Consider the following 21,668-nt stretch of genomic DNA (forward strand, 5'->3'; position numbering starts at 1 on the left):
AACGCGCGCCGATTGAATATCGACACGCGTTGGCAGCGTAGTTTTTTTAGACTGTCTACTTGACAGGGGTAGGACCAGATATGCCGGGTTTTGCATTATTTAATGATTAACACGGGACAATGAGAACGCTGAAGGACCGTATGACTCACGCTTCCAAGGAACCACTCACGTAAACCGTTCAGTCCCCTGCTCCCCATAATAATAAGATCACGATTATGCTCATCTGCATATTTCACAATTTCATTTCCAGGGTTCCCTTCAAGAACCATTGTCTTCACTTTATGATTTGGTAGCTGAACGTCTAACTTCTCGCTAATTCCCTTTAGCATATCCACCGCTTCTTTTCTAAGTTCATTTAAGATGCTCGCGTAAACAACAGCAGAGCTAATTTGCGCTGTAGGGTTTAATGCAGTGACAACATCAATTTCAAGAGAGTCATTTTCTTTTGCCATGGCAATCGCTTCATTTAATGCTTTAACACTCAGGTCAGATCCATCAAAAGCTACAAGAATTTTATTATATTTTTTCATTGCAACATTCTCCTCCCCTGTTCTACTATCATTTTAACATAAGAAAAGAACTAGTCCTGTGACATTAATCACGAAGAGATGGTTATTTACGTTGCCTTTTGTAGAGAATTTGTTCTGTCAAAATAGCTGTAATGGAACCGAGAATAAGTCCGTTGTTTAGAATAGAAGCCGCAATTGGAGGTGCTTGCTGAAAGGCTTCGGGTGGAATAAACATTGTTCCAATCCCAACCATAAAGGAAATCCCTATTATAAATGGTTTTCCCTCTGACTGATCTTTCTTAAACTCATTAAAAGCAATTCCAACCATATTCACAAATACAATAAAGATAACAGCATACCCAACCGGTTCAGGTAGCGCTGCAAAGAAGCCCATTAAGGCTGGAAACAAACTAATGATAATAATAAATCCACTTCCAAGTACAAAAGGAAGTCTCTGCTTTAATCCTGTTGTTAATATAAATCCAGCGGCACCTGAGATCGGCACGCTTCCCACCGCAGAAAAAACGCCTCCAAGTAATTGATTTATGCCAGAAACAAAACCTGCTTGTCTATAGCGCCCCATTGGCTTCGTATTAGCCAACTTATTCAACACCTCTTCGACTACGCGTATACTCGCAATCATGTTGGTGAGAAGAAGCAGCGTGACTAGAAAAGCTGTGATAATCATGCCGGAATCCCATGTAGGATAACCAAATGCAAGCACCTCTGGAAGCTCAATCATTCCTCCCTCAGGAACAACGATCGGTTTGGCTAGTCCAAACACCGCAAAAATGATCCACCCTATAATTAGGATAATGAGAATACTGTATTGTTGAATCATGGCAGGCATAGAACGTGAAAACCAAATGGAGATAAATACAAGTAAAAGCGATAGTCCAGCAATTCTAAGATCAATGCCTTCTTTTAAATAACCAACGCCCATCATCCCATTTAGAAACGATCCGCTAAGTTGAGCAACAAGAAGCAAGAGATAAATTCCTGTCACGACCGGTGTAAAGAGACGAGATAACTTTTCTACTAATCCAAACGCACTAAGAAGAATGAAGATCACTCCGCTTGCGATCATCGCAAGTTCAAGTGCTTGTAGCGTCTCTATATCAGATCCGAAAAGGGTAGAGCTTAATCCCGCATAAAGCACAAACACTCCCCACCATAACCCGGCAGGACCTTCGTTAATAGGTAATCGATGACCGAACGTTACTTGAAGTATTCCCGCTACGCCAAGCACAAACATCGTTCTTTGCACGAACCCTGCTGCCATCGCAGGATCCATATTGAACAAGCTAGCGATAGCAACGGGAGCAACGATTGACCCTGCAATCATAAAAACGGCCCATTGAAGGGCTGATAAGGTATTACGCATGTAAAAGCCTTCTTTCCTTAAAACAAATTATATACCCCACTTATTTTATCAAAGTGACTGAATGAGGTCATTACGTATTTTTCCACTATAAAAAAGATCAAGGCTCTGTTATACTATTTTATTGGTGATTTGATTTAATCAAATACACGGGTGGGAGAGGGAAACACAAGTAAGAAGGGAATAAAGTGAAAACGAAAATTAATTTTGATTTTCAGGCTCACGATACTTCACTGAAGAAAGAAATTCTTGCAGGCATTACATCATTTTTTACGATTGTTTATATTGCAGCGGTTAACGCGTCAATCCTTGCTGATGCAGGAATTCCTTTCGAAGCAGGAATGATTGCAACAGTCCTGACGTCAGTGTTCGGCTGCCTGTTAATTGGTTTCTATGCAAATGCACCGATTATCCTCGTACCAGGAATGGGTGTAAATGCGTTCTTTACGTATACAATGGTTGAATCAATGGGATTAAGTTGGGAGGTGGCACTCGCTTCCGTCTTTGTTGCAGGGATTCTCTTTGCGATCACGGCGTTCACACCACTATCCGGTGTCCTTTCAAAGTCAATCCCAAGATCATTAAAAGAAGCAATTACTGTTGGAATAGGCTTATTCTTAACATTTATCGGATTACAAAAAGGTGGCATTGTCGTTTCTAGCGATACGACTTTTGTAGAACTTGGAAACCTTGGATCTGCTCATGTTATTGCAACTCTTGTGACGCTTGCATTAGCAGCCATCCTGTTTATTCGAAATGTAAAAGGTCATTTCTTAATAAGCATGCTTCTCGGCACAGCACTTGCCTGGTCACTAGGCTTAATTTCAACCGGAAAGCAGGAAAGCTTTTCTTTTTCATCATACGGATCTGTTTTTGGAGCGATGTCATTCGATGATATTCTTATGCTCCCTTTCTGGATCGCCACCTTTTCGATGGCGATGATTCTTGTTTTTGAGAATATGGGCTTGCTTCACGGCTTACTTCCAGATCAATCGAAATTCGATAAATCCTACAAAGCAAATGCCATTTCAGCTATCTCGTCTGGTCTTTTCGGCACAAGTCCTACCGTCTCAACTGTCGAGAGCGCCTCAGGTATTTCTGCAGGAGGGCGTACTGGTTTAACGTCCATCACAACAGGATTATTGTTCTTAACGTCTCTCTTTTTCATACCTGTCTTCAAGATGATTCCTGATTCTGCGATCGCTCCAGTTCTTATTATTATAGGCGGACTGATGATCACATCCATTCAGAACATCTCATTGCAGGATTTCTCTGAAGGGTTTCCAGCGTTCTTAATCATTGTGATGATTCCACTCACGTATAGTATTGTGGACGGTATTGCATTTGGTTTTATCGCCTATCCTTTTCTTAAAATTGCTCTAGGCAAAGCAAAAGAAGTTCCTGTTCCAATGTACATTATCGCGAGTTTATTTTTCATTAACTTCTTTTTGCATACGATCTAACATTAACGTTGTAAAGGTATGAATGAAACCTCCCTTGTTGGGAGGTTTTTTTATTCTCCATCACTACATCCAAATATTGTGTGATAAGCTTAGAAAAGGTGATAAAATTGACGAACACGAAAACAGCTTTTCTTTTACTATCCTTTCTTCTTATCTCTGCTTGCGAGCAACGAGAAGCCCAACACTCCTTTTCTGAAGCCACTTTCATCAAAAGATCTATTCCCTATATGCATTATGACGTGCCAACAGAACTTATCCTTACAAAATACGAAACCGTTCAGCCAAATGAATGGGGGGAACGCACCACAGGAGTCCAAACACACTTTGAAACAACAGAAAAAGAAATCGCTCTTACATTCGATGCATGTGGTGGCCCTCATGGAAGTAACGTCGATCGTGAACTTATCAGATTTTTACAAAAAGAGCAGATCCCTTCAACCCTTTTCATTAATAGCAGGTGGATTGAAAAGAACACTAAACTATTTCAGCAGCTCGCTACTAATCCGCTATTTCAGATTGAAAATCACGGCACCCATCATCAACCTCTATCTGTAAACGGAAAATCCGCCTGGGGTATTTCAGGAACGGCATCAGTCAAAGAAGTGATTGCCGAAGTCAAAGAAAACCAGGAGAAAATAGAAAATCTTACAGGATCAAAATCAACTTTGTTTCGGTCAGGAACGGCATATTACGATGAAGTGGCAGTACAAATCGCTAAGGATCTTGGTATACAAATTGTAAACTATACCATTCTTGGAGATGCTGGTGCGACTTTTACAAGCGGACAAGTGAAGAACGCTCTTATAACGGCCAAACCTGGTGATATCGCTTTGTTACATATAAATCAACCAAAAAGTGGAACGTCTGAAGGCGTGAAACAAGCCGTTCCTATTCTCCATGAGAAAGGTTTTACCTTTGTTCAACTTCACAACCAGAATTTGCAGTGACTACAATTATTCTGAATGGTCACCTTATAAATGAACAACTAATAAGGGGTGACAACACATGAGCCAATCAAAAGGCCAGCGTGAAAGACAATTTCGAAAAAGAAAAGAAGCGCAAAACCCACATGGCAAGATTAAGTCGCTTGAACAGCTCGCTAACGAAACACCGAATAAACCTTAGGTCGATTAAACTCCTTCTAATATGGGTAAAGGTTTGTAGAGTAAGAAAGGAGTTTGTGATATGAATGAAATGACGGTATCCGTATCCGGCATGAAAGGTGAAGACTGCATTCAACGCATTGAATCTGCCCTTCTCTCTTTAAACGGTATCGATCGAGCTCTCGCCGATCTGAATGAAGAAACAGTGACCATTGTATATGATGAAGATGCCGTTGATCCATCGGCAATCATGCAAACAATTGAAGACGCTGGCTATCAGCCTTCGTAGCTCCGTTAGAGTCTGTGCAACTTGCAGGCTCTTTTTTAGTGACGATATTCAACACATATCAACAAAAAAAATCGAATTCTTTCCTATGAACTTTCAATCTTCGCATTTTCATGGTGGTAAGGTATAACTATGCGCTAATGAAAAGTTAAGGAAAGGGGTGGCGTGAGTGGATCACACTAACCTGAATGTCGAAAAAAAACTCCCTCTAATGCCAGAACATTATCCATCACCTTGCTCATTAGAGGAATACAACGAGTTAATCGAGAAACTTGAAGCTTTAGCTTATGAAAATAAAACACTAAGTACTGTTCATTATCTTGTCGCAGGTGTAGCACATGAAATCAAAAACCCTCTTACCATCATGAAAGGTTTCCTCCAGCTCATTAAACCCGATTTGGATAAATTACAAAAAAACGATATAGCTGATTTACTATTATCAGAAATCCATCGAACCAATACATTGATTGAAGAATTTCTTCAAGCTGCACGTCCTATAGAACATATCAAAGAGCGTATTGATGTTGTGCCATTCCTAAAAAATATTATTCTTCTTTTCCATAGCCAGGCAACTCTGAACAGATGTGATATTACTACGAATCTAAATCACTTCTCCGAACCACTCGAAGTGACGATCGATTCAGGACAATTTAAGCAAGTGTTCTTAAATATGATTAAGAATAGTATTGAATCGATTCGTAGTAGCAATAAAGAAAACGGAAAGATTTCATTATCAATTGCAAAGCGTCTTCACTCCGTTACGATCAAAATTAGTGATAACGGAGCTGGCATGGATACGTCCACCCAACAAAAGGTCTTCCAACCTTTTTATACGACAAAAGAAAAAGGAACAGGACTTGGCCTATTCCTCTGTAAACAAATTATTCAAAACCATAAGGGAACGATTAAGGTGAGCAGTGCCCCATCGTTTGGAACAACTTTCACTATTCAATTACCACTGACTCATTAAAATCCAATTTGTTCGCTTTCTGCTGAAGTCGTTGCTCTCCTTCTGTTCTTATGGAGAAGCGCGTTTACCTCACCGCCTACGAGAAGAATGATGCCCGTTAAATAGAACCAAAGCATTAAGATAATGACACCACCAAGACTACCGTAAGTTGCTGAATAGTTACCGAAATTACTTACGTAAAAAGCAAAAGCAAGAGAAATCACTTGCCAGCCAATCGTCGCAACGACTGCTCCAATAATAACTTCTTTAAATGGAAAATGCTTATTAGGAGCAAATCGATAAAGAGCTGCCAGAATACACGCCATAATCCCTACAGCTATAACCCATCGTAAAATACGGAAAAGAAACTCAGTCGAGCTCGGAAGGTTAAGCGTCGAAGTAACAGCATCTATAATGACGTCGCCGAAAACTGGTAGAACAAGTGTGACAATAAAGACAAGTATAAGTCCAACTGTTAGGCAAATCGAAAGCAGTCTAGCTTTAATAAAAGATCTCGTTTCTTCAACGTCATATGCAAGGTTAAGGGCCCGCATCAGAGCCATCATACCGTTCGATGCAGACCAGAGAGTACCGAGTAAACCAATCGTTAAGAGCCCTCCCTGCGGCTCACTTATGATTGATAGAACGTTATCCTGAAGTATACTTCCGGTCTCTCCGGGAGCATATTTTGTGAGAAAATCCACTGCTTCCTGTTTATCAATCGATAAGTATGGAAGAATTGAAAGAATTAAAATAAGTAAAGGAAAAATGGAGAGCATAAAGTAGTATGCTAATTCTGCTGCAAGGCTTGTTACACGATCTTCTCCTATTTCTTTACCTAATTTTTTAACGAATGCAATCCCTGACATCTTTACTAGTCCCCTTTCTATAGTTCTTCCCTTCTATTCCCTATTATGACTCACTGTAATCATCAACACGAAAAGGGAGCAGACGCGATGTCTGCTCCCTTTAGGCCTTACTTTTTACTCTCAATTTAAGTTCATCCATTCCATTTAAGGCGTTGTTGAACTTTGCTCTTCTTCTATAGCATTCATATTCCCATTTGGATCGTCAATTTGATCTTCCAGGTTCAAATGAGTTTTAAGCTCCGTTTTTGCAGTCGCTAGCGACTGATCGTCCAGTTTGAAATAATAAGTCCCAGCAGGTTGAAAATCAGTACCTGTTAACTGTAGTTTTTCAATTGAATCGATTTTCGTAATAAATGGATAAAGTCCTAGAGCTTCGTTAAATGTAAAGCTCATCGTTAAGTTCTCACCTATTCGATCTACTAAGTCCCCATATTTCGGAATAGAAGATAGTGAACTGACTTTATCAATGGCCGCAGTAATAACTTCCATTTGGCGCTGACCACGCTTCAAATCTGAATCAGCCTTACGGGTTCTTGCAAAAGCAAGGGCCTCTTTCCCATTTAGCGTCTGCTCTCCTACTTCTAAGTCAATTTTCCCTTTTGATTCCTTGTATAGTTGATCTGCGATAAGCTGTGAATCGATATTAACTTTGATTCCGCCCATTTCATCAATCACTGTTTTAAAGGCATCAAAATTAACTCTCACAACTTCATCAATTGGAATTCCTAACAAACCTTCCACTGTATCAATCGTCAAGTCAATTCCACCATAAGCATGAGCGTGAGTAATCTTGTCCATTCCTCTTCCGGGAATGTTAACATAAGAATCACGTGGGATACTAAGAAGCTTCATTGATTTATCATCTTGATTAAATGTGGCTACCATCATCGAATCACTGCGCCCATTCGATGTATCCTCTTCATCATCAACACCGAGTAATAACACAGAAAAATGATCTTTCCCCATATCAACTGCACCATTTCTAAGATCTGACTGGTTTCCACGTTCTGGCTGCATTACTGATTGGTCTGATACGCTGGAAACTTTATAATAAAGGTATCCTGCATACCCACCAAAACCGACTATAATAAATAATAGAATGAATAGCGTTATTCTTAATCCACGTCGTTTTTTCTTAGGCTTATATCGACTTCGAGGTTCCATCTGTTCATCATTCATAGAAATTTATCTCCTTCAATATAAATCTTCTTTTACTACATGCATAGATCATTCGTATCCCAAACCGAATGATCGTCGGTCTTTCGCTGACCGATTCCATTGTAAAAGGTTTATTCTGAAATAATCCTAACTATAAATGTATCACTCTTTATTACGACTTTCTACCTAAATATTTTTCCAATTAGTTGGGAGTACTTTGTAAAAATCTCGAGATATATGTAGAATACAATAAGATGCTATAGAGAAAGGACAAACTCCAGTGCACATAAAAACCGAATCAATCCCCTGGATCATTATAGGAAGCTATTTTCTATTCGGCTCAGTTTGGATATTGCTTTCTGATACAATTCTGTATCACTTCTCTTCCGATTTCTTAGCGAATAAGCAAATTGGTCTATATAAAGGCTGGTTTTTTATTTTACTAACTTGTTTGTTTCTTTATTTTCTATTGAAACACCTTCTCTATAAAAATGAAGTAATGGAAAATCAGCTTCTTGAGAGTGAAGAACGATATCGGCGCCTTGTTGAATCTTCTCCGTATGCCATTTGTCTTATGGAAAATGATGAAATCACCTATACCAACCGTACTGGACTGCAAATGGTAGGTGTTGAATCGATTCAAGATCTCTATGTTAATCGTCAATCACTTATCGCTAACTTGGAAGATACTGAGAGATTCAAAAGCCTACTAAATAAAATACAAGCTCAAGAGGAACCGTCTTCTGAAACAATTGAATACCAGTTGTTACGTTCAAATAACGAAGTCATAGATGTAGAATCAACGCTGATTCCTATTATGTTCAATCACAAATCCACCACGATCATCCAAACTCGAGACATTACAGAACGAAAAAAAGCTGTGAAAGAACTATGGGAAGCGAAACAACTCATACAAGCTATCATTAGCGCTTCTCCTATCGCCACTCTTGCCCTCGACATGGAGTCAAATATTCGATTGTGGAATCCAGCTGCCGAAAAAATATTTGGATGGAAAAGCGAAGAAGTGATCGGCAAGAAAAGTCCCATTGTTCCTGTAGAGGAAAAGGATATTACTATTCCTGAAATTATTGAATATGGACATATCGTAAACAAAGAAGTCAAACGGATGCGCAAGGATGGATCCATCGTCTATACAGCTTTGTTTACAGCGCCTATCCAAGATGAAAATGGTCAGATCAATGGGATCATGGCTGCGTTTATGGATATAACAGACAAAAAGAAGACAGAAGATGCTCTGCTAAAAACAGAAAAGCTATCCGCTGTTGGCCAACTTGCCGCTAGCGTAGCTCATGAAATACGGAATCCTTTAACATCAGTCAAAGGATTCATTCAGCTTCTAAGTAGTGATAATGATTTCGCTGATAAGACGCCGTTCCTTTCCATTATGCTATCTGAGATTGATCGGATGGATTCGATCATTAAAGATTTGCTTGTCCTTGCCAAGCCTCAGGCTGAGCATTTTACATTTTTTAATGTAAACACATTGCTCTCATATGTCGTACAGCTTTTAAGTACTCAGGCATCTCTGTACAACATTACTTTTATAACAGACTTCACGGAGCGTCATGAATCTCTATACGGAGAAGAGAATCAGCTGAAGCAAGTTTTTATTAATTTAATCAAAAATGCGATGGAAGCAATGCCTGATGGCGGCGTTTTACGATTAAAGACTGTAGTAAAAGACACTAACATTAACGTGATCATTGTCGACGAAGGTGTTGGTATCCCTGAGCACAAACTAAAAACACTTGGAGAACCTTTCTACACAACAAAAGAAGAAGGCACTGGTCTAGGTTTGCTATCTAGTTTTAAAATTATTGAGAACCATCAAGGGGAAATCGATTTTGATAGTACTGTCGGAATTGGAACCACTGTGACCGTTTGCTTTCCGATTGAACGTGAGACATGATAGGAATGAATACAAAAATAGTCATTTCCGCTCGGATTTTGTCCATTTTTTGTGCTTTTAGCCATTTCTATGCTAAAATATCATTCGTCTCTTATTCTCGAATAAGCTTGACCTGAAGGAGGAAGCAACATTGCAAAAAACAAAAAGAAATGATCCCTGTCCTTGTGGCAGCGGCAAAAAATATAAAAAATGCTGTATGACATCTGAAAGTGCACAGGATCAATTAGAAGAACAGCTTTATACACAAGAACTATATACAATTCAAGCACAGCTTGTAGAGTATGCGATGAGTGAACATGATCAAAAAATGGTCTCTCTAGCAAATGATTTATTTAACCGTTTTGAAATCCCCAAAAATCTTGAGGAAGCTTATATGCACGGTATTTTCCCATGGGCAATCTTCCATCAATCTCTTAACCAGTGGAACAAAACGATTGTTAGAGAATATCTTCAACTTTATGCGCACACCTTCTCTACTGAGAAAGTTAAAGAAACCGTGAACGACTGGCGCGATGCTTACATGTCTATTTATACAGTGGAAGAAGCATCAGGCCACACAGCGGTCGTAAAAGAACTGGGGTCAAACCAACCGATCAGTGTCCTTCTACATGAAGAAGTAATCCTTACTAGCGGAGAAAGTTTAGCAGGCATTCTTCTTCCTGTCAAAAATGGTGCCATGCCATTTATTGAACTTCTTAAAATCGCACCAGATGCTATGGAAATGGTGGAAAAGAAACTTTCATCAGAAGAATCAAACTACAATGTTCGTTCTATGATGCAACGTGATTTCCCAGAAGTACTTAGTCAAATTGTGAAACACGGCAACGGTTCAGAAGAATCAAACGAATCGATTGAAATGATTTGGTCTAGAAAAGAAGATGCAGAAGTAGCTTCACTCTTTATGGAGCAGGTTAGTGAAGAGTACTCTCAGGAACAAATTCAAGAAATTCTTCGTTTTTGGAAGAAATATGCTGATGATGAAAAGCCTATTGTTAGAAAAGCTTCTATCTTTGCAGCATCTCTTGAATATCTTGCTGCCAAAGTTTATGACACTTCAATCAGCCAGAGTGCTCTTGCGAAAAAATATGGAACATCTGCTTCTAGTATTTCTAGTAAATATAAAGCTTTCCACGAACGCTTTATCCCTGCTATGAGCTAAAATTAATGATCTTACATTCAAGCTGGTTTTATCCTAAAACCAGCTTTTTCATTAATTTCGAATGAAATGTAAGATATAATAAGATAGTTACGTAAAGGAACATTGTAGTTTACAGCTCCTTTACGTTCTATAATAACCTATTACTTCGAGCAAAAACCGAGAATCAACAATAGAAACGAACTTGGCTAATAAGAAAAAGGGGGAACTGAAGTGACCGATCAAACATCTACTCAACAAGTAGGAACTTATATACTTGAGCAAGCCTTAGAGATTGCACAAAGTACATACGAACGACAGCGCCAGGACCTTGATGACGCAGATTTTAATAATGAACCGAAACTTTCCATAAAGAACACGACCTATCTTATAAAATTGATTGGTAAAAGTCTTCAAAAAGACAATTTGAACGCATTTGCAGCAATAGAAGAATTTGGAGAAGAATCTGGAGAACTTGTTCAAGACGAAAATGAGATGATCATTTCTCTTATTGTAACTGTACCTCTCATTCGAGAGGCGATATGGGAGGCAATTGAACCTGTCGTTGAAAAATTAAATATGAAACCACGGGATGTTATTCAACTACCAAGTAGAATTGACCCACTACTTGACCAGTTTGTGTATAGCTATGGGAGTTCTTATATCACTAGTAATCAACAGCTTGAAACAAAATATAACTCGACTCTCGAAGAACTTTCTACACCTATCATTCCTATTATTCAAAACCTTGCTATTCTTCCACTCGTTGGTAATATCGATACGTACCGCGCAACGCTAATCATGGAGAAAACGCTTGACCAATCTCGTAAACTTCAACTCGACCATATGATCATTGACTTGTCAGGAGTTGTGACAATGGACACGATGGTCGCAAAGCACTTGTTTGACATAACAGAAGCGCTAAGTCTTATGGGCGTTCAAGTGACACTGACAGGGATAAGCCCTTCGATTTCGATTTCAGCGGTCCAGTTAGGAATTGATTTACACAAACTAACCATCAAATCTAGTCTTCATAACGCCCTTACTGAACTAGCCGTTCTTTCAAGCCCCTCTGAATAGTTCAAAAGGCTGTTCACAAATCTGTCATTCTTATCAAAAACATCCCATAATCCTCATTTCTTTATGAAAGCCTGCTATACTTTAGTCATTCCAGAAAAGCTTTCTCCCAACCCGGAAAGCTTCTCTGGTTCCAACGTATAGTAAATAATGCATCCCTTCCCTCCCCCGGGAAACCTCCTTATTTTAGTAAAGAAGAAGGCGCGTCGAATGACGCGCCTTCTTCTTTTTGTAGCAAAAAGTATTATTGAAATCGGTCATCATTCTACCAATAAAAACTAAAGCTCATGTAAAATGTAGGAAGGAGGTGAGAAGTATTTTAACCGTAACCATTCTTCAACAAGAGCTTGAACCGCTCCAAAATCCAGAGCAAGCTAAAAAAATGCAAAAGTATATGCGAAATCAATTTCCCTTTCTCGGCATTAAGACACCAGAACGAAGGAAAGCTGTTATTAATGCGCTTAAAAGGCATGGAAATCCAGATCTTGATACCCTTAAAGAACTACTTGAAAAGCTTTGGGCATTACCAGAACGAGAATATCAGAATGCCGCCCTTGATCTTCTTGACCGAGTCAAACGTTTTCCCAAAGACTATATCGTTCTTATTGAACAACTTATTATCACAAAATCCTGGTGGGATACTGTAGATGGACTTGCTGTTCATAGTGCAGGTATTTATTTTCAACAATATCCTGATCAAATTGCACCGATTACAAACAAATGGGTGAACAGCCCAAACTTATGGCTAAACCGTAGTGCGATTCTTTTTCAACTTTCTTATAAAGATTCCACAGATTTTGGTCGACTCAAAAGATACATCCTACTACACAAAGATTCAAATGAATTTTTCATCCAAAAAGCCATCGGCTGGTCGCTCAGAGAATATTCCAAAACAGATCCAGAAACCGTGAAAACCTTTATAGAACATCAAACCTTACCTCCTCTTAGTAAACGTGAAGCGAGTAAGTACATTCATAAAGTAAAAAAATAACCCATCTGCTAGAGATGGGTTATCATTCCATTATTACTTACCAATAAATTGTTGTGTCCAAATATTACCTTCTTCTACATAACCAACACCAATATGTGTGAAGCTACCATTCATAATGTTCTTGCGGTGTCCTTCGCTGTTCATCCAAGCATTCACGACTTCTTCTGGTGTTTGTTGTCCTTTAGCAATGTTTTCTCCAGCTGATTGATAATCTACGCCAAACTGGTTCATCATATCGAAAGGTGAGCCGTACGTTGGGCTATTATGAGCAAAGTAGTTATTATCTCTCATATCTTCAGACTTTGCTTGTGCTACTTTACTTAGTTCAGTATCTACTTCAAGTGCTGGCAATCCAGCTTTTTCACGCTCTGCATTTGTAAGATTAACAACCTGCTGTTCAAATTCTGATAATCCTGTGTCTTCATTAGTTTCCTTAGCTGGTTCTGCCTGCTCTGTTTCTGGTGCAGGTGCTTCTTCTGGCTGTGCTTCAGAAGGTGTAGCTTCTTGAGCTTCGGCTTGTTTAGCAGGTTCTTCAGAAGGAGCTTCAGCTTTCTCAGTCTGCTCCTCTTGTGCTGGCTGTTCAGTCTTACCTTGCTGTTGGAAAAGCTGATCTAGATTAATAGAATCTTTAATAGAAATATTGTATTGATTTTCAAAACGATCCAGAATAGACTGCAACTCATTTATATTGTTAACCTGGAATGTTTGTGCATTAACTTCTGCTTTGACAGCGTGTTGATCACCTGTATTAGCAGAACTATTAGATGGATTTGCTGCCAGCAGGGCTGCTGCCGCTGTGACACCTAGAATAATTGACTTTTTCAATGTGATTCCTCCCTGATTGGTGAAATTTCTTACACACTGAGAATATCATAAGATTGCTAGTCTAAAAGACCATAATAACTTCCTACGCTAGTAATTCATACCAGGTAATTATTCGTATAAATCAGGTTAACTTTTCATCAAAACCCTTTTATACCAACGGTTTTGAGAAGAACCTCTTGAAATATTTGAAAATGTAAATTTGGTAATAGACCCACATTTTAGGAGGTTATTTACTGTTAACGTTTCATTTCAACTGTTTCAAAAACGTAACAAAAAAAGAAGAGCGATTACGCTCCTCTAGTTTACTTCAATTTGTTGATCTCACTTCTTTAAAAGGAAACCACACCACTTCTGCTTTTCCAACAACTTCTTCCAGCTCAATTTTCCCAAGACCATTTCGGCTATCCATACTTCTTAAACGATTATCCCCCATCACAAAAAGCTGTCCTTCGGGTACTTCAACAGGACCAAAATCTTCTGTTAATCTCATACCCATTGTTTCTGCATCAGCACGATTTCCGTCTAAGTAAGGTTCTTTAAGCTGTTTGTCGTTTACATAAAGGTTATCCTGATTCATTTCGATAATGTCTCCAGGTAATCCAATCACTCGTTTCACATAATGCTTCTCTGCATCCTCATCCTTAATAATAATAATGTCTCCTCTTGCTGGCTCTTCCTGCACATAGGAGATGAATTTATTAACGAGCAGACGATCTCCATCATGTAGCGTTGGATCCATTGAAGCTCCTTCTACAATGTATGGAGCGATGATAAACATTTTAATCACAAATGCCAGGATAATAGCAAAAAGGAGAGGTGCGCCCCAATCTTTTAGCCAATTTGCTTCTATTTCTGTTTTCATTTCACCCTCCAGCGTTCAATCAAGATTCTATATTAAGTCTAGCATAATTTTCCTATAAAGTTCCATATTAATACCACTGTCTTTCAGCCTATTTTGAGCAAAAAATTTTATCTTCCCTTCTTTTTGTGGAACACTTAATCAAGTTACATCTATAAAGGAGGATTCTTATGAAAAATATAAAGGCTTTCGTATTTGATGCATATGGTACGTTATTTGATGTTTTTTCAGTATCTAAAAAGTGTGAGGAATTGTTTCCTAGTAAAGGAGATCAAATCAGTCAAAGTTGGAGAAAAAAACAACTTGAATATAGCTATCTCAGACAAATGATGGGAAACTACCGACCTTTTTCTGAGGTTACTCGGGATGCACTTCGTTACGCTGTAGAAGAAGCAAAAACAGAGTTAAGTCATGAGAATGAAGAAATTCTTCTCGAAGCTTATCAGCAACTAGATGTGTATGAAGAGGTTCCAAAGGTACTTAAAGAATTAAAAGCACAAGGTATGACGCTTGCTATTTTTTCAAATGGTTCACACGATATGCTCGATCCGCTTGTAAAACAGTCTCCTTTATCTGAACACCTGGATTACATTATAAGCGCAGATGACATTAAACAATTCAAACCATCACCTGCTGCTTACACTCATGCACTTGATTTCCTTGAGCTTAAGCGAGAAGAAGTTCTTTTCATGTCCTCAAATGGATGGGATATATCTGGCGCCAAGAACTACGGTTTTCATACAGCCTGGATCAATCGTAATGAAAACCCTGTTGAAAAGCTAAACCTTCACCCAGATAGTATCTACCATGAGTTAAGTGGTATAACGAGCTGGTCTTAATTCTTTACTCATATTCAAATGGATATCTCTCCGTTTCGCCCGCTTGCGTCAAACTAAGAGTATTAATTATACTTATGAAAACCTGAACGAAAGTTCGGGTTTTCGTATTGACGTTTTTTCCCCATGCTTAAATCAGAAACGATAAGATCGTTCTTTTACACGAACGATACTTTAGACCCACAGCCAAATCACCCATTTACCAAAATAGGCCCATTGACCAGCACTACGCTTAGCCGTATAATCTACACATCAAAGCGTTCATTTACTAAAATTTGAGAGAAAGAAGCCAGGTACTCGAACTATGATACAGGTAAATCATTCGATTCAGAAAGAAATCATTCGCTATCAGGAACAGCTACGTTTATTTCGTATTACACTAAAAAAGCTGCCAGCTAGTACGCCGGCAGAGCATGCAACTCGAGACTTGTGTAAAGAAATAGCCTTTAAACTCGCTTCAACCGAAGATCTTGTTAGGAGCATTTTTAAGTCAAGAAAATTACCCTATCGTGAGCTTTCAAAGCAATTCTTTTATAGCGTTAGCATCCTTAAACGTAATAGCAAATACATCATAGCTCTCTTTCTGTTGAGGCATGGCAATTATCAATTGCTTAATGAACACCTTACCTGCATGCTATAGAATAGCTCTCAAAGCTTGATGCAGGTGAGCATAAGTATTCACATTATTAAAATCAATTCCAAGCTGCACAGCGGTTTGCGCAATTTCTGGCCTAATGCCCGTTAGAATCGATTCAATCCCTGAGAGTTCAAGCATTTTGATAAGCTGGAAGATTTCATTTGCTACCATCGTATCCATAATTGGCACGCCTGATAAATCAATCACAAGGTATGATAGCTGGAGCTCCGAGCTACGCTCAATTCCTTTTCTTTGAATAAGTGAAGCACGGTATGTGTCAATCGTTCCAATAAGAGGTAGAACGCCAATTTCTTTTGATATTGGAATGATTGGCACGCTTAATTCGGTAATTTTCGTTTGCTGAGCTGCAATCTGTTCTTCATTTAATTGATTTGTATAGACAGTTACCTTATGAAGAAGCAAATCAAACGATTTGTTCATGTAACTGCCCCACTCCGCTAATCGACTTGCTTCAATTAACTGATCTTCTTGTGAACTAAACTCTACCATTACATCCCAAAGAATTTGCCTGAGATAGGTTAGACTTGCCACTGACTGCTGAAGTGAGAAGGTATGATTCGAAAATATTCGCACCATTCTTTCAGCCCATTCTTGAACATCTCTGTTATTCGATTCAAGAAATATCATTTGTTTAACAAAATCAGAACAAAATGATTGCACTTCCTTTTTTAATTCTGGAACTTTAAGAACCGCCGTATCGGTTGCTTCTCTCTCATCAACCAACAGTTGAAGTCGTTTTGTCCATTTGTCTCCAATCTCTTCTAGACGCTCATGAAAATATTCGACATACATTACTTCCACTTTTTCCATTGTTATGTCTCTCCTATTTCATCATTAATAGTTCATTGTTTCCCGAAAATACCATTTTGTACACATCTGGCAAATCATTTAGAAAAACCGTGCTTTTTGTATGTTTATTCACTTAATCAAAGCACAAAAAACGGAGGCCTCACTGGCCTCCGTTTTTTATTCTCTATTTGCTTTTGGGTTTCCTTCTAAACTTCATGAAGAATTCGTACACAACAGGCACAATAATTAGCGTAAGAAGAGTTGAACTTGTTAAACCACCGATAACAGTTACACCAAGTCCTTTGGAGATGAGCGCTCCGCCTTCTAAACCGAATGCAAGTGGTGCTAATGCGCCAATTGTCGCAAGTGCAGTCATTAGAATTGGTCGAAGTCGCGTACCACCAGCTTCAAGTAGCGCTTCCCTTGTTGTATATCCTTCTTTTTCCTTATGAATCACTCGGTCAATCAGTACAATCGCATTTGTCACAACAATACCGATTAACATGAGCATTCCAATCAGTGAAGAAATACTAATTGTTTCTCCAGCAATCAACAGTCCGACAAGTCCACCGATCACGGTAAACGGAAGTGAGAACAAGATCGCAAGTGGTGCAAGACCACCTCCGAAGGTAATAACAAGCACAAGATACACAATCGCAATAGCAGCAAGCATTGCTAAACCAAGCTGAGTAAAGGACTCATTGATATCCTGAGTTACCCCACCAAGACTTACTTCTGATGAGTCCGGTAAGTCCATGTTATCAATCGCTTCTTGCACATCTGCAGAAACTTGTCCAACATTGTCATCAAGTACTTCCGCTGTCACGTTAGCATACACTTTGCCATCGCGACGAGTGATTGTGTTAGAAGACTCCCCTTCTTCAATCGTCGAAATTTCACTTAGGGGTACGTCCACTCCAAGTGGTGACGTAATTGTTGTACCTTCTAAATCTTCTTGATCTTTATATGTCTTCTCATTCACTTCAAGAACGACATTTATTTCTTCTCCATCTTTTTGAATGGTTGTAAGAACTGGTGCTTCCCCTGTGTTTCGAAGCTCCATTCCTATTTGACCAGCTGATAGCCCTAGCTCACTTAGTTTTTCTTGATTTGCTACAATCGTAAACTGATCGTAGGATTCAGAAATACTAGAACTAATATTTGTAAGATCCTTTTCTTTCTCTAGAATGGCCGTTACATCTTCAACAACTGGACCAAGGTCATCCATTGTTTCTCCATTCACAACTAAAGTGATCTGGTTACTTCCTCCAGAAGCTGAGATGTCCTGATAGCCCCATTCACCTTTTTCACTCATTTGTTTCAAATCTTCGAGCACGTTTTTGCGTTCTTCCTCAAATCCTTCTGCTTCTTCATCATAACTTACGAAGAAGAGAACCTGGTTACTTGCACCTGGATTCATTGGGTTTTCTCCACCAACTGAGAACTGAATTGTATCAACATCTTCCTTATCAAGGAAATAATCTTCCGCTTTAAGAGCGAGATCATTGATATTTTCAGTCGTTTCACCTGGCTCTGGATTATAGGTCGCTACAATCATTTTCTCTTGATCGGAAGGTAAAAAGCTTACGCCAACGATCGGTGCAAGGAAAAGACTTCCTACTAATACAAGTACACTTGCTCCAAAGGTAATCAGCTTATGATTGAGTACCCAATTCAGCATCTTCTTATAACCATTCGCAAGACGACTAGTTCCTTCTTCTTTATGCGAAGGTTTTCCAGATTTTTTCACAAGCCCTTTTTTAAAGAGAGAGTGAGCCATCGATGGCACAATGGTAATCGCAACAAGCAATGATGCAAGTAGTGCGAAAACAATCGTTAGTGCAAATGGTAAGAATAGTTCACCTACTGGTCCCTGCACTAGGCCAAGTGGAAGGAATACGGCAATCGTTACAATGGTAGAAGACATAATTGGAAGGAACATTTCCTTCGTAGCTTCTGTAATGAGTTCTTTCCCTCGTAGCTCCTCGCCTTCAATGGCCATACGTCGATATATATTCTCTATGACAACAATGGAATCATCGACAACACGACCAATCGCAACCGTCATCGCACCAAGCGTCATAATGTTCAGTGTAATATCTAATTGATTTAAAACTAACAATGCGATTAATAAACTCAGCGGTATTGAAATAACTGAGATTAAAGTTGAGCGAATGTTACGTAAGAACAATAGGATAATTAGTACTGCGAAAATCGCTCCAATAATGGCTTTATTCAACATTGTACTAACAGATTCTTCGATAGGTTCTCCTTGGTCGAATATCGTCACAATACTAATGTCGCTATTCGAATCTTCAAGTGATGCAATTTTATCTTTTACACCATTTACAACATCAACAGTGTTAGCATCTGCGCTCTTTGTAACTTGGATACCAATCGATTCTTGACCATTCGTACGTGAAATGGATTCCGCTTCACCAACTAATTCAATGTCTGCAATGTCCTGAAGCTGAACGGTTGGAACTTTCGGTTGTGCTTGAGCTTCGCTAGCTCCTTCAGCAGAAGCGGACGGGGCTTGTGCACCATCAGTTGATGAAGGTGCTTGAGTAGCTGAGCCTGCTTGAGCTCCCTGACCCTGCTGTGATGGAATGACTGGAATTTCAAGTTCTTTTAAATCTTCTAATGACGATACATTACCGTCTACAACAACTGCTTTTTGATTATCGTCAAAGTTATATAGTCCAAGAGGAATGTTAACAGCAGAACCTTTAATGAGATTCTTAACAGTCTCTTCGTCTAAACCGTACTCTTCCATTTTCTCATCTTTAAATGAGAAGGATACTTCTTCGACTTCCTGCCCAGCAATCGATACAGAAGAAACACCTTCTACTCCTTCAACAGCTGGAAGTACTTCATCTTCTACACGCTGGGTTAATTCTGTAAGTGAACGATCTTTCTCTGAAACGCTTAGAGACATGACTGGAAAAGCATTAAAACTTAGTCGTGACACGTCTGGGTCTTGCGTTTCTTCAGGTAATGAAAGTGACTGAATGGTTTCCCTTACTTCATCTTCAGCTTCATCCATGTTTTTACTGAAATTATATTCAATTTGTACATTCGAAGCATTTTCAAATGAAGATGAACTAACGACCTTCACTCCTGGAAGACTTTCCACTTTGTTTTCAATTGGTTCTGATACTTTATCAGACACTTCTTCTGGTGTTGCACCAGGATACACTGTCGTCACGGAAACGAGCGGGGTATTAATATTTGGAATGGTCTCCATCTTCATATTAAACCCTGAGTATAATCCGGCAGCGGTTATGATAATCGTTAATAACCAAACTGCAAACTTATTATTTAATGAAAATTGAATCAGCTTTCTCAAGCAGCTTCCACTCCTTTTTTCTAGTTCTACTATGACTGACCGGTCATTACACAATAACTATACTTAATTAACCATTATAATTCAAGTTATTTTGTTTACAAATCCCTGTAAAATATACGTAAAAAATGAGGTTAGGAAAAAAATCTTGAACATGATATAATAGATGTGACCAATTGGTCATCAAAACCCGGTCAGTGAAATTACTGGCGAACAGAGGTGTAAGATGAATGAATGATAAAAAGAAAGTGATCCTTGAAACGGCGATGCAGCTTTTTGCCAAAAAAGGATTCCATTCCACGTCTATACAGGAAATCGCTAATGAAAGTGGAATTTCTAAAGGAGCCGTTTATCTCCATTTCCAATCTAAAGATGATGTGCTTTATTCCATTTTCGCTTATTATTATGAGAAATTAAAAAAGAAAATATCAGAAGCGAAATTAGATTCCTTCACCCCTGAAGAACGGCTAGAGAAGCTTCTATACGTTCAAGCACAAGAAATTTTGCATCATAAAGAGTTTATTATTATGCAATTCCGGGAACAAGCTATTTCGATGAACAAAGAAATTGACGATTTAATTCTTAAGATAAGAATGGAGTCCCTTGAAACGTTAGCGAGTAGCATTCAAGACTTATATGGCGATCGGATTACTCCGATTCTCCCGGACTGTGTTTTGCTCCTAGATGGTATGTACTCCTCCTATATCAAGTTAATTGTCTTACAGAATGCTGACCTAGACCTGGAGTATCTTCCACGCTTTATATTAAGTCGCTTGAATGACATGGTAAGCGGTATGTTAGAAAATAACACTGCCCCCTTCCTCTCATTGGATCATGCCTCTGCAATCTTCCAGAACATGAGTCATTCAGATGGATGCGAGCGAAAATCCCCTTCTCATATATTGAATGAAATGGCTACGTTGATTAATCGAATGAACATTCAAGAAAATCAGCGTAAAGAGTTGCTTGAAACCATTCAATTTTTGAAGAAGGAAGTAAGTGATCCAAACCCGCGTCGCTTTATCTTTAAAGGAATGCTACACCAGTTTGAAGGATTCTCCGAACTTGACTTATATAAGACTGCACTTATTGACGCATTGGAACTTGATCAGTAATCCAAAATTAGTGGAGGTGGAAGATTGTGAAAGAGCCGCTCCTAACAAAAGAAGAGTTAAGACGTATTGTCCGCGAACTTCAATTAAAAGGAATTAATGCCCAGCTTTGCTATCGAAAAGCATAAGTCCTCTCCTCCGAAAACGATCTAATCTTAGATCGTTTTTTTATGTTTCTTTAAGATTTTGGTATACCGAATCTGAAAAAGGAATGATTGTCTGTTAGGGAATTATAAGTGTGCCTGTACTCCCCATCTCCACAAGCATGAAGTGATGTACATATTAATTCTCCTATACGAAACTCTAAGTTTGCTCATATGACTCTTCCCCCTTATTAACGTATCGTCTGATTTACCGGCGGAATAAAAGTAAGGTGCACCTGATTACAGGAG

Annotated in this window: 20 protein-coding genes; 12 read left to right on the plus strand and 8 right to left on the minus strand. The window is 38.9% G+C overall.

What is annotated here, in order from left to right:
- Positions 1-95 precede the first annotated feature (95 nt).
- Together Q4550_RS21465 and Q4550_RS21470 are read right to left on the minus strand one after the other, a co-directional pair.
- Complete coding sequence (locus Q4550_RS21465) at positions 96-530, minus strand: universal stress protein (protein WP_194221064.1); 435 nt, start codon at positions 528-530, stop codon at positions 96-98.
- A gap of 82 nt (positions 531-612) precedes the next feature.
- On the minus strand, positions 613-1,893 hold the full coding sequence (locus tag Q4550_RS21470; RefSeq protein WP_303535893.1) for a purine/pyrimidine permease: 1,281 nt from the start codon (positions 1,891-1,893) through the stop codon (positions 613-615).
- Between the two features lie 185 nt (positions 1,894-2,078).
- Between Q4550_RS21470 and Q4550_RS21475 the strand changes: the two genes are divergently transcribed.
- The 5 genes from Q4550_RS21475 (at position 2,079) to Q4550_RS21495 (ending at position 5,712) form a co-directional block, all read left to right on the plus strand.
- The gene (locus tag Q4550_RS21475; RefSeq protein WP_303535896.1) at positions 2,079-3,353 is read left to right on the plus strand and encodes an NCS2 family permease; all 1,275 of its coding nucleotides are present in this window, start codon (positions 2,079-2,081) and stop codon (positions 3,351-3,353) included.
- A 107-nt stretch (positions 3,354-3,460) separates the two neighbouring features.
- Positions 3,461-4,300 carry a polysaccharide deacetylase family protein gene (locus Q4550_RS21480; RefSeq protein WP_303535897.1) on the plus strand — a complete coding sequence of 280 codons (840 nt, stop codon included), beginning with the start codon at positions 3,461-3,463 and terminating at the stop codon, positions 4,298-4,300.
- Positions 4,301-4,358: 58 nt separating this feature from the next.
- Positions 4,359-4,478 (plus strand): DUF6254 family protein, encoded by a 120-nt coding sequence (locus tag Q4550_RS21485; RefSeq protein ID WP_226612411.1) that lies wholly within the window; start codon positions 4,359-4,361, stop codon positions 4,476-4,478.
- A gap of 60 nt (positions 4,479-4,538) precedes the next feature.
- Complete coding sequence (locus tag Q4550_RS21490) at positions 4,539-4,745, plus strand: heavy-metal-associated domain-containing protein (protein WP_194221061.1); 207 nt, start codon at positions 4,539-4,541, stop codon at positions 4,743-4,745.
- A 166-nt stretch (positions 4,746-4,911) separates the two neighbouring features.
- Positions 4,912-5,712, plus strand: coding sequence for a sensor histidine kinase (locus Q4550_RS21495; RefSeq protein ID WP_303535903.1), 801 nt, complete (start codon positions 4,912-4,914; stop codon positions 5,710-5,712).
- Here Q4550_RS21495 and Q4550_RS21500 read toward each other — a convergent pair.
- A complete protein-coding gene (locus Q4550_RS21500) occupies positions 5,709-6,560 on the minus strand; it encodes a YihY/virulence factor BrkB family protein (RefSeq protein ID WP_194221059.1) in 852 nt (283 codons plus the stop codon). The two genes, Q4550_RS21495 and Q4550_RS21500, sit on opposite strands and share 4 nt — an antisense overlap.
- Positions 6,561-6,704: 144 nt before the next feature.
- Positions 6,705-7,739 (minus strand): LCP family protein, encoded by a 1,035-nt coding sequence (locus tag Q4550_RS21505; RefSeq protein ID WP_303535907.1) that lies wholly within the window; start codon positions 7,737-7,739, stop codon positions 6,705-6,707.
- 259 nt (positions 7,740-7,998) lie between these two features.
- Between Q4550_RS21505 and Q4550_RS21510 the strand changes: the two genes are divergently transcribed.
- The 4 genes from Q4550_RS21510 (at position 7,999) to Q4550_RS21525 (ending at position 12,851) form a co-directional block, all read left to right on the plus strand.
- Positions 7,999-9,648, plus strand: a complete 1,650-nt coding sequence (locus Q4550_RS21510; RefSeq protein WP_303535909.1) for a PAS domain-containing sensor histidine kinase — start codon at positions 7,999-8,001, stop codon at positions 9,646-9,648.
- 130 nt (positions 9,649-9,778) lie between these two features.
- Positions 9,779-10,807 (plus strand): SEC-C metal-binding domain-containing protein, encoded by a 1,029-nt coding sequence (locus Q4550_RS21515; RefSeq protein WP_303535911.1) that lies wholly within the window; start codon positions 9,779-9,781, stop codon positions 10,805-10,807.
- A gap of 210 nt (positions 10,808-11,017) precedes the next feature.
- Entirely contained in the window at positions 11,018-11,863 is an 846-nt protein-coding gene (locus Q4550_RS24610; protein WP_303535914.1) for an STAS domain-containing protein, read from the plus strand.
- Positions 11,864-12,167: 304 nt separating this feature from the next.
- Positions 12,168-12,851, plus strand: a complete 684-nt coding sequence (locus Q4550_RS21525; RefSeq protein ID WP_303535917.1) for a DNA alkylation repair protein — start codon at positions 12,168-12,170, stop codon at positions 12,849-12,851.
- A 33-nt stretch (positions 12,852-12,884) separates the two neighbouring features.
- On the opposite strand, the gene Q4550_RS21530 is transcribed toward Q4550_RS21525, so the two are convergent.
- Together Q4550_RS21530 and lepB are read right to left on the minus strand one after the other, a co-directional pair.
- The gene (locus Q4550_RS21530) at positions 12,885-13,676 is read right to left on the minus strand and encodes a CAP domain-containing protein (protein WP_303535919.1); all 792 of its coding nucleotides are present in this window, start codon (positions 13,674-13,676) and stop codon (positions 12,885-12,887) included.
- A gap of 307 nt (positions 13,677-13,983) precedes the next feature.
- Complete coding sequence (lepB, locus tag Q4550_RS21535) at positions 13,984-14,538, minus strand: signal peptidase I (RefSeq protein WP_303535920.1); 555 nt, start codon at positions 14,536-14,538, stop codon at positions 13,984-13,986.
- Positions 14,539-14,705: 167 nt separating this feature from the next.
- On the opposite strand from lepB, the gene Q4550_RS21540 reads away from it, so the two are divergent.
- The gene (locus tag Q4550_RS21540; protein ID WP_303535921.1) at positions 14,706-15,374 is read left to right on the plus strand and encodes a haloacid dehalogenase type II; all 669 of its coding nucleotides are present in this window, start codon (positions 14,706-14,708) and stop codon (positions 15,372-15,374) included.
- Between the two features lie 301 nt (positions 15,375-15,675).
- The gene (locus tag Q4550_RS21545; RefSeq protein WP_303535922.1) at positions 15,676-16,011 is read left to right on the plus strand and encodes a hypothetical protein; all 336 of its coding nucleotides are present in this window, start codon (positions 15,676-15,678) and stop codon (positions 16,009-16,011) included.
- Here the strand turns inward: Q4550_RS21545 and Q4550_RS21550 are convergent.
- Positions 16,006-16,839 (minus strand): STAS domain-containing protein, encoded by an 834-nt coding sequence (locus Q4550_RS21550; protein WP_303535924.1) that lies wholly within the window; start codon positions 16,837-16,839, stop codon positions 16,006-16,008. The genes Q4550_RS21545 and Q4550_RS21550 overlap by 6 nt on opposite strands.
- Before the next feature lie 163 nt (positions 16,840-17,002).
- Complete coding sequence (locus Q4550_RS21555) at positions 17,003-20,167, minus strand: efflux RND transporter permease subunit (protein ID WP_303535926.1); 3,165 nt, start codon at positions 20,165-20,167, stop codon at positions 17,003-17,005.
- 227 nt (positions 20,168-20,394) lie between these two features.
- On the opposite strand from Q4550_RS21555, the gene Q4550_RS21560 reads away from it, so the two are divergent.
- A complete protein-coding gene (locus Q4550_RS21560) occupies positions 20,395-21,279 on the plus strand; it encodes a TetR/AcrR family transcriptional regulator (RefSeq protein ID WP_303535928.1) in 885 nt (294 codons plus the stop codon).
- The last annotated feature ends 389 nt before the right edge of the window (positions 21,280-21,668 follow it).

The organism is Anaerobacillus sp. 1_MG-2023 (genome assembly GCF_030547345.1).
GTDB classification, from domain to species: domain Bacteria; phylum Bacillota; class Bacilli; order Bacillales; family Guptibacillaceae; genus Guptibacillus; species Guptibacillus hwajinpoensis_B.

Coding starts and splice junctions, on each gene's coding strand:
- Q4550_RS21470 (WP_303535893.1), bottom strand. CDS start 1,893: ATGCGTAATACCTTATCAGCCCTTCAATGGGCCGTTTTTATGATTGCA.
- Q4550_RS21560 (WP_303535928.1), top strand. CDS start 20,395: ATGAATGATAAAAAGAAAGTGATCCTTGAAACGGCGATGCAGCTTTTT.
- Q4550_RS21485 (WP_226612411.1), top strand. CDS start 4,359: ATGAGCCAATCAAAAGGCCAGCGTGAAAGACAATTTCGAAAAAGAAAA.
- Q4550_RS21490 (WP_194221061.1), top strand. CDS start 4,539: ATGAATGAAATGACGGTATCCGTATCCGGCATGAAAGGTGAAGACTGC.
- Q4550_RS21465 (WP_194221064.1), bottom strand. CDS start 530: ATGAAAAAATATAATAAAATTCTTGTAGCTTTTGATGGATCTGACCTG.
- Q4550_RS21500 (WP_194221059.1), bottom strand. CDS start 6,560: ATGTCAGGGATTGCATTCGTTAAAAAATTAGGTAAAGAAATAGGAGAA.
- Q4550_RS21505 (WP_303535907.1), bottom strand. CDS start 7,739: ATGAATGATGAACAGATGGAACCTCGAAGTCGATATAAGCCTAAGAAA.
- Q4550_RS21545 (WP_303535922.1), top strand. CDS start 15,676: ATGATACAGGTAAATCATTCGATTCAGAAAGAAATCATTCGCTATCAG.
- lepB (WP_303535920.1), bottom strand. CDS start 14,538: ATGAAAACAGAAATAGAAGCAAATTGGCTAAAAGATTGGGGCGCACCT.
- Q4550_RS21540 (WP_303535921.1), top strand. CDS start 14,706: ATGAAAAATATAAAGGCTTTCGTATTTGATGCATATGGTACGTTATTT.
- Q4550_RS21550 (WP_303535924.1), bottom strand. CDS start 16,839: ATGGAAAAAGTGGAAGTAATGTATGTCGAATATTTTCATGAGCGTCTA.